The sequence below is a fragment of the Methanosarcina sp. genome, from assembly GCF_035390745.1.
Classification (GTDB): Archaea; Halobacteriota; Methanosarcinia; order Methanosarcinales; family Methanosarcinaceae; genus Methanosarcina.
Genome location: NZ_DAOOUJ010000035.1, coordinates 21,079 through 33,341, shown reverse-complemented (window position 1 = coordinate 33,341; position 12,263 = coordinate 21,079). Strand labels below are relative to the sequence as shown.

Here is a 12,263-nt window from a genome sequence, read left to right as displayed (position 1 = left end):
AAATCTCTAACAGTAACCATTATTACCCAAAAAAACAATCACTCTATGGGGATTGTTGTGCTAAAAGAAGCCATGTTCTATGAGAAAATCGGAGACTATAAAGTGCATTGCGGGCTCTGCGCCCACAGGTGCAAAATCGCCCCTGGAAAGAGGGGCTTTTGCGGAGTCAGGGAAAACAGGGAAGGAGACCTTTTTTCTCTTATTTACGGCACTGTTTCGAGTGAAGCCGTTGACCCTATAGAAAAAAAGCCGCTTTACCATTTTTATCCGGGATCTTATGCTTATTCAGTAGGGACCATAGGCTGTAACTTCAGGTGCAAACACTGCCAGAACTGGTCGATTTCTCAGGTCTCTCTGGAAGAAGCTTACACAAAAGATATCCTTCCGGATGAACTCGTGGAAAGGGCACTTTATTCAGGCTCAAAATCCATTGCCTGGACGTATAACGAGCCCACAATCTGGCACGAGTATACCTATGAGAGTGCAAAACTGGCAAAAGAAGCCGGGCTTGGCACGGTTTACGTTACAAACGGATACATGACTCCTGAAGCACTAAAGCACATTGCGCCTTACCTGGACGCAGCCAATATCGATATCAAGGCTTTCACTGAAAAATTCTATCACGATGTTGCGAGCGCGAAACTCGCTCCTGTTCTCGAATCCTGCGTCCTTGCAAAGGAGCTCGGGATACATGTGGAGATAACGAACCTGATTATCCCTAAGCACAATGATTCTCCGGAAGAGCTCAGGGAACTTTCGAAATGGGTATACAATAACCTCGGGCCGGATACTCCCCTTCACTTTACGCGCTTCCACCCTCAGTATAAGATGCAGGACCTCTATCCTACACCTGTAGAGACTCTCGTTGCGGCCCACAAAATAGCAACCGAAGAAGGGATGAATTATGTTTATGTCGGGAATGTACCTGGGGAGAAGCATAACAGCACCTTCTGCCCTAGCTGCGGAAAAATGTTGATCTCCCGCGGGTATTTTGAGGTAGAAAAATACGAAATCACACCTGAAAAGACATGTCCTAAATGCGGGGAAAAGATCCCGATAGTTGGAGAACATTCGGGCTTAAAAAAGGTATTAAATGAAGATGAGTATTAAAGTGAAGGCGGGAATGAAGGCGGGTAGTATATTAGAAAAGGTACTTTAGAAAAGGTACTTTTCGCATCCCTCTTCAAAAATTTTTATTATCCCTGCCCTGAGGGAAGGTGTATAATTACCAGGTTCGGTTTTGACAGCCCTGTGCAGTTCTTCAAGTTCCACCCACTCAATTGATGTAGCTTCTTCCGGATCATAGCGGATAAGGCTGGCAGTCTCTTCCGAGCATCTGCCTGAAAATACCGTATGGTAAGCTCCTTTGTTTTCTCTGATGCAGGGAATTTTAAACAATCTCCTGAAAGATACCGAAATTCCTATTTCTTCGAGCATCTCCCGCTCAATACAGGCTTCGTAGGTTTCATCTGCGACAGTGCCGCTTACGGAATAGGTGTAGCGGTTCGGAAACCAGAATTTTCCAGGTGACCTCTTCTGCAGGAGCATCCTGTTTTCCGGGTCCAGAAGAATGAGCTGGGAAGCCCTGTGGATGTGGTTTCCTGAATAAAATTCGTCCCTGGCGCGCAGTCCAAGAAAATTATCGTTTTTGTCAACTTCACTGATCAACTCTGCCAGAAAAGACCTCCTTATCTAACTTTTCTCTAAAATGGCTTTAATATTCTATAGAAAATGATCCAAAAAGTTTTCGGTAAAAGTAAGCATAAAAATAAAGACGGAAATTAAGAAAAATTAAAGGAAACAGGTATTTGTTTCCCCGTAGTCGTATTCCCTTCTCAATTCACCTCCTCTCGCCAGAGTCTTATCAGTTCCACGAGCCTTCCATCTGTCAGTTCCACTCCTGTCTCAGGAATTGGGAGACTGTTTTTATAGATATGTATTGCTTCCTGAAGCTCTCCTGTGCTTATATCTTCTCCTTTCTGAGATGCCGGATCGTCCCAGGGATTCCAGTCGAGGACTGTCCAGATCCAGGTACGTGTAACTTTTTCGTTTCCTGCCGTGGCAATCACGGTAACATTATACGTTCCCCGGGGTAGAGTACTGTTTGAATATGAACTGCTTTTAACACTGGATTCAGTAAGTTTTTTCGTACCGTTAAGGTACCAGTGTACGGTAGTGTTATGGTTTGTGCTGATATTGAACTCCTGGATTTCTCCTTCGTAGGTTGTAACATTCCCCGTGGGATTTGCAGAAAGCAACGAGAGTGGAGACACTGTTATGTAATGGATTTTTGTCTCGGAGTCGACCCCTCTCCTGTTGCTGACGTTCAATGAAACAGTATAGTTACCATAAGAGGTATAGGTGTAAACAGGATTCTGTGATGTTGAGTCTATAATTCCGTCCCCGTTAAAATCCCATTCCCAGGACAGGGCGTTTGTTGAGAGGTCTGTGAACCGGACTGTAAGAGGGGAAACCCAGCTGGTAATGTTTGAAGTGAATCCAGCTTCAGGAAGCTCGTTAACCGTTGTAAAAGCTTTTATGCAGAGGTTCGTTTCTGAATATCCAGAAATTGATGTCAGGTCTTGCCAGCTGATTCCATCGTAACTTACATAGCTCTCTCCGGAATTGGCCTGTGCCTTGCTGCTGTAATTGATATATGGCTTCTCGACTGCAAGGGGATATGTGTAGGAAGGATTGCTGAATTTTATTACTACTGAAAATTTCTCCCCTGAACTCAGGTTCACAGTAGAATTCAGCATGTGAGTATGGTATCCGGGAAGCGAACAGGTGCCAGTTTCTTTTACAGCATAATTTTTTGTCGAATTAACTGGACCGTTTGTCGGGTTTTTGTAAATATATACCTCATAAGCCGTATTGAGGTCTGTAGTATAGAACCCTACGGCTTCCAGTTTTTCGTTCCCTCCCGAGCTAAACACATTGCTGCCCCAGGCAGTTAGTTCAGAGTACCCTATTTGAGTTATCCAGCCGAGAGGGTCATACTGGTAATTGTAGTCAAAGTTGTCCTTTTCTGAAGCTGTAAAAACTGCACTTTCATTGTATCCTAACCTGGTATCATAATATGAAATATAGAAGTATCCAGCCTCTCCCCATTCTTCTCCCCAGCTGTTCTTCACAATAAAAGCCCCGTCTCCGGAGGGAACCTGTTTAAACCTGTTCCTGTCAAAAGAATCGTTCCAGCCTACGATAGTTATCGCGTGATTGGCGGCAAGTGAACCTGTGTATCTGTAGGTGTAGTTTCCACTCTGATAATATGACGAGTCCCAGCATATTGTGGAGAACACAGCCCCGTAATCCATAAGTGCCCTTTTTATTTTTTCATTGTCCAGTGGTCCTGTTCTTTCAGGCAATACGAGTACTTCCTGAATATGTTTCTGCACTTGGAGTCCTGTTGGAGAGTAGACCGAGGTTTCATTATAGGGGTCTTCTGATTCGTTTACTGGTCCTGACCAGCGGGTAAGGTATGCCATGGATATGAAAGAGTTTCCGCCGTTATCGGGGATAAGGTCAAAACCATCGGAATAGTATTTTGTAATGAGATTTTTCATGTTATTTTCAGAAAAGTCTCGGCTTTCTCCTTCTGTCCCAAGAATGTAAGACTCAAGGGACGCAAGGCTCGAAAAAGCCCAGCAACTCCCTATACTTCCCTGGTTCTTTACAGAAGTAATCCTTCCCTGTTCGCGCAGATCATAGCTTGAAGGGATTTCCGAACCTGTTACTCTCAACAGAAGCTTTTCCGAAGGTGTTGAAAGTGCTGATATTTCTACCGGAGGAGGCGTATACCCCGGGCCTGAAACATGCCCGTAGTCCTCAGGTGAAATTGGCTCTGCAGAGTCAGACTGTCCGGGATCCAGGAATTCAGGGTTCAGAGGTGCCGTTTCAATCTCAGGATCTGAATTCGATGTGTTATTCAGGGGCGGTTCGAAGTTTTCGGCACTTCCGACGGCAAGGTTCGGGCTGACGGATAGGTACGAAAATAAGACTATAAGTGAAAGCAGAAGGGAACTTATTTTTTTCAAAAATTCTCGTCCTCGGGTTGGATTGGTTTTAGTTAACTGAAATACAGTATGGCATAACTGGAGTGGCAAGCACATGACTGGATATTTATTTTCATGCTGTTGGCTAACCGCAGGCGAATCTTCGATACCCATCAGTGCAATTGATATTCCCCAGTAATCCCCTTTTAATTATTAATTCACATAATTAGTTTATAAAATTTATGCATAAGTTTTTTTCTGACAAAATTAATTTTTTTATTTTAAAGGCTCGACAATAATACCAAAAAATCCTCTCTTTATCAAAATTTATTTTAAAAATTAGGTAGAAAATAGCTGGAAATTTCTTTTTACTTCATGGAAAAATAACAAATGAAGATAAAAATTTTTTCAAGTATTATTTAAAAAATATTTCTACACATATTCTTTTTATTTCTTTTACAGATCAGAACAATATAATCATTGTTTATACACATATTCTATCTTTCCACTGTCTGCATCAATGACTTCAAGGGATGAGTTTGTAAGTGAGCCCGAAAGAGACATTAAGTTTGTCTTTCCATATTCTTACAGGGCACAGTTACAGGGGGTAAAAGCCTGCTTTCGGAAACACTTGCAGACCTTGAAAACATCAGCCAGAAAGACCTTGATAAGGAAATTCTAAGAGCCGCAATGATTGCAGAACTGGATGCTGTCAATCTCTATGAACAGATGGCAAACCTGGCTAGAAATGAGGAAATCCGCACAATTCTGCTTGATATCGCCAGAGAAGAAAAGATCCATGTAGCCATGTTTGAGACCGTACTCCTGCAGGCTGATAAGGAGTTCTTAAGGATTTACGCAGATTATGCACTTGCCAGAAGATGAACGAATAAAAGTTTAAAAAGATAAACATTTAGTGGAACTTTTGTAAATTTATGTGACTTTCTTTAAATGTTTCTCAGTTACTTTCTTCGTAACCCTTTTTTCAAGCTTTACCGAATAATAATTTATACCCGGCGCTTCCATATTTTCTATTGATCTTCCATGCTTGAGGAATATGCAAAGAAAAGGGATTTTAAAATGACCTCCGAACCTCCAGCAGATGGAGAAGAAAACAGGTCCGATACACCTGTTTTTGTGGTTCAGCGCCATGATGCAACCAGCCTCCATTATGATTTTCGCCTGGAGATGGATGGTGTCCTTAAAAGCTGGGCAGTCCCTAAAGAGCCTCCAAAAAGTGCCGGCACCAGAAGGCTTGCTATTGAAACTGAAGACCATCCTCTCGGATACGCGGATTTTGAGGGTGAAATTCCCGAAGGACAGTATGGAGCCGGCAAGGTTGAGATCTGGGACAGAGGCACTTTTGAGCTTTTGAAGCGCAACGAGAAAGAAATTGTTGTAACGCTTCACGGAGAAAAACTTGAAGGTGAGTATGTACTGATAAAGACAAAGTATGGAAAAGAGGATAGAGGGTGGCTTTTTTTCAAGAAAAAAGCCGATTAAACCGTTGAGAAGTTTTTGCTGACAGAAGTTAAGGCAGGAAACTGAAAAGTAAACTGACAAAGTTATACTTTGAGGGAGTGGTCAAATGGGAAAGGTTACGGGAGAGACGGTAAAAATAAGAATTATTGAGACTGCAGGAGGTAACTGTTGTGTTGCAGCCTGTGATGGGCAGAAAGTGCACGATAGAATCGCAGAATCTTTCCACGAAAACAGGATGGTTGAACTCTCTTTTGCAGATACTGACGAGCTTACTCCTGCCTTTTTAAATGCAGCCGTGGGGCAGCTTTACGGAACTTTCCAGGCTGAGCTGATTGAGAAAAGCCTTTCTTTTACGGACATTGACCCTGAAGACGAGTTAATACTTAAGAGGGTGATGGAACGGGCAAAAGGCTATTTTGAGAATGCATATTCCTGTAAAAAGGCATTCAGGGATGTGATAGGAGGCGAAGATGCCTAAGAGTATTCACCGCGCAGTAGTTTATCCTTTAAGGCGCAGTGTGAAGCTTCGCCCTGTAAAATCTCTGCCTGTAAGACCCGGCCAGGCTCCTGTCCATTCCACAGAGACCTATGATTTTCCCTCAGAAAAAGGTTATTTTTTTGATACCAATATCTGGCTCTACATCTACGGTCCCATAGGCTGGCCTGACCAGAAGTCAGCTGTCTATTCCAGGGTTTTAAGAGAAATCAGAAACTCAAACGGTACGATCTATATAAACTGCATGATTATCTCGGAATTCATAAACGCTTTCTCAAGGATTGAGTTCAAACAGCAGACCACCTATTCAAGGTTTAAAGAGTTCAGAAACTCCCTCAGCTTCCGCCCGGTTGCCGAAGACATTGCCTCAAACGTAAAAAAGATTCTTAGAAACACTCTTGCCTGCGACCCCAACTTAAATGTCATAGACCTGCCTGAAATCATGAGTTTTTTCGAGCAGGGAAAATATGATTTCAACGATCTCCTCTTTGCAGAGATCTGCCGTGCAAAAGGCTTGGTTTTTGTAACGCATGATAAGGACTTCAGTGAACTTGGGGTCGAGATTCTGACGGCGAACGAGAAACTGCTGCGCAGGTGAACAGTGAATTTTAGGCTTTTTCGGCGGCTTCGGTCTTCTTGATGATAAAAGGTAAATTCCTTAATTCTCTTTTTTGGCACCAAAAAATTATCTATATTTGAAATCGAGACTGGCATCCACATAAGAGAAACGTTTTATAACACTGCGAAAATCTCTAAAATTATGGAATAAGCTCTTCCAGTTCCCATACAAGGAATCCATCACCTTCCAGTTGTTCTCTGCCTTTGACCTTTCTGGCTACTATCCCTGCTTTGACTTCTTGACCGGATATTCCTCTTACTAATTTTGTCTTATTGAGTGTTAACTCCAGGATCTCTCTGGCCTCGCTTTCACCCAGTTCTTTATTCTTGACCTCAATTGCCAGGGCTTTTCTTCCCTGGTGATCGACTCCAAGAATATCAATCTCATCCCCCTTCCGGTTCCACCAGCTCCCAATATCCGAATAATCGCTGATCATCTTTTCAACCAGCAGTTCGCGAACAATATCTTCGAATATCTTGCCTGTGTAACTCTGCCATTCCTCCCGGGCCCTTTCCAGCATGGGAGAATAATTGCCTGCCATATACTGGCTGTAGACAGGATATACGAAGCGGCCATAGAACCTGAAGAAATTATCCTTTAAGAAATACCGTCCTCTCTTGCTTTTTTCAGGATTGTCCATAACAGGTATCCGGTGTTCCACCACTCCCAGCAGGTCTATGAGGTCGTAAAAATAAGGTGACAATGAGCTCGAAGAGACATGTGTCAGATCCGAGATCTCGCTCATCGAGCATCTTCCCTGTGATATCGCTGAGATTATCTCATAATATGTGGAGTGCTCCTTCCCAAATTCCTCTATCAGAATGTCCCTCACTTCGTTTTTAAGCGGTGCAAACTCGCTGAATATCAGCTTTTCGAGGGCATCGTCAAATCCTGTGCACTGATACTTTTCAAACAGGCGGTAGTAGTATACAGTCCCTCCGAAAAGGAAGTATAGATTCAGTTTTTCTTCCGGATCTTTTATACCCATACCGTCGAGCATCTCAAATGTCTCAAGGACTGTAAAGGGCTTTATGGTCAGAATATTATCGGCACGTTTGAAGAGTGGAGCCTGCTCCTCAATGAAGATTTTTCTTATCATGCCAATAGAAGACCCGGAAACGATAAGAAAGACCCTGCAATTGTCCGGCTTCATGTCCCAGTACCGCTGCAGCTGAGTAATGAAAGACGGGTATACTTTCTGAAACCTCTGGAATTCATCAATCGCTATTATCAGGTCCCTGTCATAAGAGGTGACGAACTTGAGAAAATTATCCGGTTCATCGACTTTTATGTAATCAGGCAGATCCAGTTTCTCTTTTAAAAGTAGGTCGAACTCGTCCATCAGAATGTCGATGCTCTTGTTGCTGTCAACGAAAAGATAAAGTGCTTTCCTGTTCCCTGTGAACTGCTTGATCAGCTCGGTTTTTCCTACCCTTCTCTTCCCTGTTATTACGAGAAAAGATGGTTTCCCCTGATCGAGCAGTTCCATAAGTTTAAGTTCTTTCTGCCGGTTATAGAATTGCATAATGATTATTTCTGTAATCATTATATTTATAATCATTCTTGCGAGAAGTGGTCTGAAAGGTGGTCTGAAATTAATGAAAGCCAGCTTAGTATCCTGTTTTTAGTCCAAACCAATCCGTCGATTTCAAAAACAGAACTTGCTGAGAAAATTGGAATAAATCCATCTGCGATCCAGAAGAACCTGAGCACTTTGAAGAAAAAAGGCTTCCTCAGAAGAGTTAGCCCTGCAACAGGTGGACACTGGGAAATTACTGAATAATGAGGAATGAAATCCATCAACTGGACTCAAACCTCAACTTTGACCTTCTGCACCCCGACAAAATCAAGATGCCTCTCTTTCTCCTTGTCGGTTTCAACCTCAAGGTACAGTTGAATTGCTTCTTTTATTCTTCTGTTTAATTCGTCAAGCGTTTTTGCCTGGGTGTGGCATCCGGAAGTTCAGGCACAGAAGTTATGTAAATTCCATCTTCGTCTAGCTCAATAAGACTCTGGTCTATTAACTTTTTCTCCTTTCATGGGAGTTTTCATGACTAAAGAGCTGACACTTAAGAATCCAGAAGGGAATCCTTAAGAGAAACGTTTTATAGCACTGCGGAAATCTCTTATTTATGGAAGAAACGTACAGATTTTCAGCTGTAGTTCAAAAGGAAGGAAAATGGTATGTTTCCTGGTGTCCGGAGCTTGATATTGCAAGCCAGGGAGAAACAATTGAAGAAGCCATCGAGAACCTGAAGGAAGCAATTGAATTGTACCTTGAGGACGAAGATGCCCAGATCCCGGCTGCCGGACAGGTTTTTACTACAACGGTAGAGGTCTCTTCCCATGCCAAAACTTCCCACCCCGTCAGCTCGTGAAGTCATAAGAGCTCTGAGCAGCCAGGGATTTCAGGTGGTATCTCAGAGGGGCAGTCACATCAAAATGAAAAAGGTAGATTTGACTGAAACGCATATTGTTATTATTCCAGATCATTCAGAAATACCTGCAGGAACCTTAAAGTCTATTATTCGGCAAGCAGGGATGACTGATGAAGAATTTATCAAGCTTCTGTGATTTTTATTTGATTTTTATCTATTTTTAATAAGTTTGGTTCTTTCATTAAAAAAATTCGGGGCAAAGAAAATCGTAATTTAAACAGCTTTTTTGTGTGACATAGTCAAATCTAAAAGTTCCTTATAAATTGTTAGGCTACAACCTCAAGGTAAAGTTCAATTGCTTCTTTTATTCTTCTGTTTAATTCGTCAAGCGTCTCTGCCTGGGTGTGGCATCCCGGAAGTTCAGGCACAGAAGCTACGTAAATTCCATCTTCGTCCTGTTCGATAACAACAGTAAATTCTCTCACTGGTTTGCGCTCCTTTTAAGATTACAAATCATATTTCAATGATTTTATTTATAGCTGTGTTAACTCCCCTGTTTCCTCTTTGAACGCCTGTTTTCAGGAAGAAGATTATATAAAAAGCTGATTTCAAAGAGATCTTCCGGTATATTTCTGTAGAAATATATTTCCGGCGCCTGCTGCTCCCCTCTCCCTCCACCTGCCATTTTTTAGTTTTTCGATCCTGCCCCAAACCGGTCCGCGACAAAATCTCTAAATCGTGAAATTTAAGTATGCAGAATGGCGGAAAGTAGAACCACGACTGGACGAAGGGGTAGATGAACTCGTAATACATATAGATGCAATGAAAGTGATCAGTGACGAAAGCCTGCTTATCTACAAAGAGGTTAAGGAAATCAAAATCAGGTATAAGCAGCAGAAGGATGATATACAGGCAAAAATAGATGAGATGAATAAGGAAAAAGAAAAGATGTAAAGATGTCACGGGTTGGCTTTTTTAGGAGAAGGGATGGAGGTCTGCCGTTTATTTACAACGCTAAAATCATCAGAGGCAGAGTATATTAAATATCAAAATTACTAATTATTCTTTATGCGGTTTACAATTAAACTTGAAGAATCTGAGGAAGGAGGCTATACAGCCCAGTGCCTCGAAATTCCTGCCGCTATTAGCGAAGGAGATACTAAAGAAGAGGCACTTGAAAACATTAAGGAAGCTATCCAGCTTGTTCTGGAAGTAACAAGAGAGCAGGCTCAGGTATTGGGAGAAATCGCTACAGTGGAGGTTTCAGTTGGCTAAATTGCCTTCGACTTCCGGAAAAAAGGTTATAAAAGCTCTCGGAAAAATAGGTTTTGTAGTTGTAAGGCAGAAAGGAAGCCACGTAATTTTGCAAAGAGAATCAAACCTGGTCACTGTCCCACTTCACGATCCTATTAAAAAATCTACATTAAACGCAATCCTGAAACAGGCTGATGTTTCACTTGAGGAATTGCTTGAGCACCTTTAATTTTAAGTGACTTTTTTGATCAACTTCATTTTGTTTAAGATTTGATTGACCTAAAAGGGAATCTTCGATTGCCTTCAGACGGGACAGTGCAGAGTATATTTCAAATAGACTATAGAATTATTTCTGTAGAAATATATTTCCGGCGCCTGCTGCTCCCCTCTCCCCCACCTGCCGTTTTTTAGTTTTTGATCCTGCACCAAACCGGTCCGCGATAAAATCTCTAGATCGTGAAATTCTCAAACCGGATCTCTGGTATGGAAAATTTTTGATAGCGTCCGGGAATACCTGAAATTCTTCCCCAAACAAATTTATCTCTAGAACAAATAAAAATAATGTTAATTATGCTGGCACTGGTTGAAAAACTGGCTTGAAGCTGATCAAAATAAGCTACTGAAATAAATTAATAGTAGTGCTTTTATTAGATGATTTGTAAATTGAATTGCGGAAATTGAATAAACTTAGTGAAAGGTTTTGAATATTTTGAAATCCTGTTTTTTCTGAGTGGATTGTATCTATAGTGAAAATTCCTTTCTCTGCCGAAGTAATCCATTAACTAAATAAATGATTCTGAATATTTAATATGTTAAATTTAACTGCCAAAAGCTCAAAAATATCATATAGATTTAAAATGCTGTTAGTGATCGCGAATCTGATACTTCGGTATATTTGTCAAATGTAGTATATAGCTGATTTTTTGGAGTAGTTATAGTGATTGATGAAAAGAATTATCAGGCAGCTTTAGAAAAGTTAAAGTTGGCATTACCTAAAATAAAGTCTGATGAGGACATCAAAAAAATTGTAGAATCAAAAGATGTTGTATTTAACAGGTTCAGACCTGTATTCTCTCCTGAAAATATTCAGAAACTAGGTGAGGAGGATTTTAAGCCTTTCCTTTTATTTGAAAATAACCTTCATTGGACCGGACTTCATCGACAGGGGACTAAAATTTGCGCTGATATGGAAAAACTCCGCCAAGATCTTTTATACTTACTCGATGAAAAAAAGCCGATTGCTGATAGAGTAAATAGAATTATTGGAAATGCCTCAGGAATGGGAAAAGCAACTACTACCGCAGTACTTCTTATTGCATATCCAGAGAAATATGGGGCATGGAACACTACTTCTGAAGAAGGATTGAAAAAATTCAATTTGTGGCCGGATTTTGAGCGTGGTACTAAATCCGGGAAAAAATATGAAATGATTAATGAAATACTCATTAGATTGGCTTCTGACTTAGAAGTTGACTTATGGACTCTGGATGCATTCTGGTGGTTATTTAGGGATGTTGATGTTTTCGAAAACGAAGATCTTGAAAATATTTTGAACTTAGGAGTCACTATTGTTCCTGAAAACCAGAGATTTGCAAAAGAAATTCATCTCCATAAATTCTTACTAGAAAATTGGGAACGAACAAGTCTCGGAAATGAGTGGCAAATTTATTCTGAAGATGGGGATGAAATTGCTGGATACGAGTATCTTTGTGGTACTACTGGTAGAATAGACTTGCTTGCAAGACATAAAACAAAAAATGATTGGCTTGTAATAGAGTTAAAAAAAGGTGAATCGAGTGATTCAACAGTTGGTCAGATACTTCGTTATATTGGTTGGATCAAAGAGAATATGGCAAATTCAGAAGAAAAAGTCTATGGTATTATCATTGCGAACAAGATCGATGATCGTTTAAAATATGCGTTAAGTGTGTTACCTTTTATAGATGCTATGTGCTACGAAATCGATTTTCGCTTGACTCCCTACAAAAGTACATCCAAAAATTTCATATGAAAAGTTTCAATGTGACTTTTCATAGTGA

17 protein-coding genes are annotated in these 12,263 nt (G+C 41.0%); 12 read left to right on the top strand and 5 right to left on the bottom strand.

All coding sequences use genetic code 11. The features are described 5' to 3' along the window. The first annotated feature begins 45 nt into the window (after nt 1–45). Entirely contained in the window at nt 46–1,110 is a 1,065-nt protein-coding gene (gene amrS / locus PLL47_RS09395; RefSeq protein ID WP_324445936.1) for an AmmeMemoRadiSam system radical SAM enzyme, read from the top strand. A gap of 45 nt (nt 1,111–1,155) precedes the next feature. Here amrS and PLL47_RS09390 read toward each other — a convergent pair whose 3' ends face one another. After that, on the bottom strand, nt 1,156–1,668 hold the full coding sequence (locus PLL47_RS09390; RefSeq protein WP_324445935.1) for a Nudix hydrolase: 513 nt from the start codon (nt 1,666–1,668) through the stop codon (nt 1,156–1,158). A 167-nt stretch (nt 1,669–1,835) separates the two neighbouring features. Then, a complete protein-coding gene (locus tag PLL47_RS09385) occupies nt 1,836–4,037 on the bottom strand; it encodes a lectin like domain-containing protein (RefSeq protein ID WP_324445934.1) in 2,202 nt (733 codons plus the stop codon). A gap of 537 nt (nt 4,038–4,574) precedes the next feature. Between PLL47_RS09385 and PLL47_RS14985 the strand changes: the two genes are divergently transcribed. From PLL47_RS14985 to PLL47_RS09365, 4 genes are all read left to right on the top strand, one after another. Further along, entirely contained in the window at nt 4,575–4,880 is a 306-nt protein-coding gene (locus PLL47_RS14985; protein WP_502883693.1) for a ferritin family protein, read from the top strand. 159 nt (nt 4,881–5,039) lie between these two features. After that, on the top strand, nt 5,040–5,498 hold the full coding sequence (locus tag PLL47_RS09375) for a DNA polymerase ligase N-terminal domain-containing protein (RefSeq protein WP_324445932.1): 459 nt from the start codon (nt 5,040–5,042) through the stop codon (nt 5,496–5,498). A gap of 85 nt (nt 5,499–5,583) precedes the next feature. Beyond that, nucleotides 5,584–5,955, top strand: a complete 372-nt coding sequence (locus PLL47_RS09370; protein ID WP_324445931.1) for an STAS-like domain-containing protein — start codon at nt 5,584–5,586, stop codon at nt 5,953–5,955. Further along, a complete protein-coding gene (locus PLL47_RS09365) occupies nt 5,948–6,571 on the top strand; it encodes a type II toxin-antitoxin system VapC family toxin (protein ID WP_324445930.1) in 624 nt (207 codons plus the stop codon). Before PLL47_RS09370 ends, PLL47_RS09365 begins: the two co-directional genes overlap by 8 nt. Before the next feature lie 160 nt (nt 6,572–6,731). Here PLL47_RS09365 and PLL47_RS09360 read toward each other — a convergent pair whose 3' ends face one another. Next, the gene (locus tag PLL47_RS09360) at nt 6,732–8,117 is read right to left on the bottom strand and encodes an ATP-binding protein (RefSeq protein WP_324445929.1); all 1,386 of its coding nucleotides are present in this window, start codon (nt 8,115–8,117) and stop codon (nt 6,732–6,734) included. Between PLL47_RS09360 and PLL47_RS14980 the strand changes: the two genes are divergently transcribed. The 3 genes from PLL47_RS14980 (at nt 8,112) to PLL47_RS09345 (ending at nt 9,166) form a co-directional block, all read left to right on the top strand. Further along, on the top strand, nt 8,112–8,375 hold the full coding sequence (locus PLL47_RS14980) for a winged helix-turn-helix domain-containing protein (RefSeq protein WP_502883692.1): 264 nt from the start codon (nt 8,112–8,114) through the stop codon (nt 8,373–8,375). The two genes, PLL47_RS09360 and PLL47_RS14980, sit on opposite strands and share 6 nt — an antisense overlap. 349 nt (nt 8,376–8,724) lie before the next feature. Next, nucleotides 8,725–8,970 (top strand): type II toxin-antitoxin system HicB family antitoxin, encoded by a 246-nt coding sequence (locus PLL47_RS09350; protein ID WP_324445927.1) that lies wholly within the window; start codon nt 8,725–8,727, stop codon nt 8,968–8,970. Further along, entirely contained in the window at nt 8,939–9,166 is a 228-nt protein-coding gene (locus PLL47_RS09345) for a type II toxin-antitoxin system HicA family toxin (RefSeq protein ID WP_324445926.1), read from the top strand. The genes PLL47_RS09350 and PLL47_RS09345 overlap by 32 nt, the downstream gene beginning before the upstream one ends. Nucleotides 9,167–9,296: 130 nt before the next feature. Here the strand turns inward: PLL47_RS09345 and PLL47_RS09340 are convergent, their stop codons facing one another. Beyond that, nucleotides 9,297–9,455, bottom strand: coding sequence for a type II toxin-antitoxin system HicB family antitoxin (locus tag PLL47_RS09340; RefSeq protein ID WP_324445925.1), 159 nt, complete (start codon nt 9,453–9,455; stop codon nt 9,297–9,299). 28 nt (nt 9,456–9,483) lie between these two features. Further along, complete coding sequence (locus tag PLL47_RS09335) at nt 9,484–9,681, bottom strand: hypothetical protein (protein WP_324445924.1); 198 nt, start codon at nt 9,679–9,681, stop codon at nt 9,484–9,486. Between the two features lie 27 nt (nt 9,682–9,708). Here PLL47_RS09335 and PLL47_RS09330 point away from each other — a divergent pair, with 27 nt between their 5' ends. From PLL47_RS09330 to PLL47_RS09315, 4 genes are all read left to right on the top strand, one after another. Then, a complete protein-coding gene (locus PLL47_RS09330) occupies nt 9,709–9,924 on the top strand; it encodes a hypothetical protein (RefSeq protein WP_324445923.1) in 216 nt (71 codons plus the stop codon). Between the two features lie 114 nt (nt 9,925–10,038). Then, entirely contained in the window at nt 10,039–10,245 is a 207-nt protein-coding gene (locus tag PLL47_RS09325; RefSeq protein ID WP_048138429.1) for a type II toxin-antitoxin system HicB family antitoxin, read from the top strand. After that, nucleotides 10,238–10,453 carry a type II toxin-antitoxin system HicA family toxin gene (locus PLL47_RS09320; protein WP_324445922.1) on the top strand — a complete coding sequence of 72 codons (216 nt, stop codon included), beginning with the start codon at nt 10,238–10,240 and terminating at the stop codon, nt 10,451–10,453. Before PLL47_RS09325 ends, PLL47_RS09320 begins: the two co-directional genes overlap by 8 nt. Nucleotides 10,454–11,161: 708 nt before the next feature. Beyond that, the gene (locus tag PLL47_RS09315) at nt 11,162–12,235 is read left to right on the top strand and encodes an endonuclease NucS domain-containing protein (protein ID WP_324445921.1); all 1,074 of its coding nucleotides are present in this window, start codon (nt 11,162–11,164) and stop codon (nt 12,233–12,235) included. The last annotated feature ends 28 nt before the right edge of the window (nt 12,236–12,263 follow it).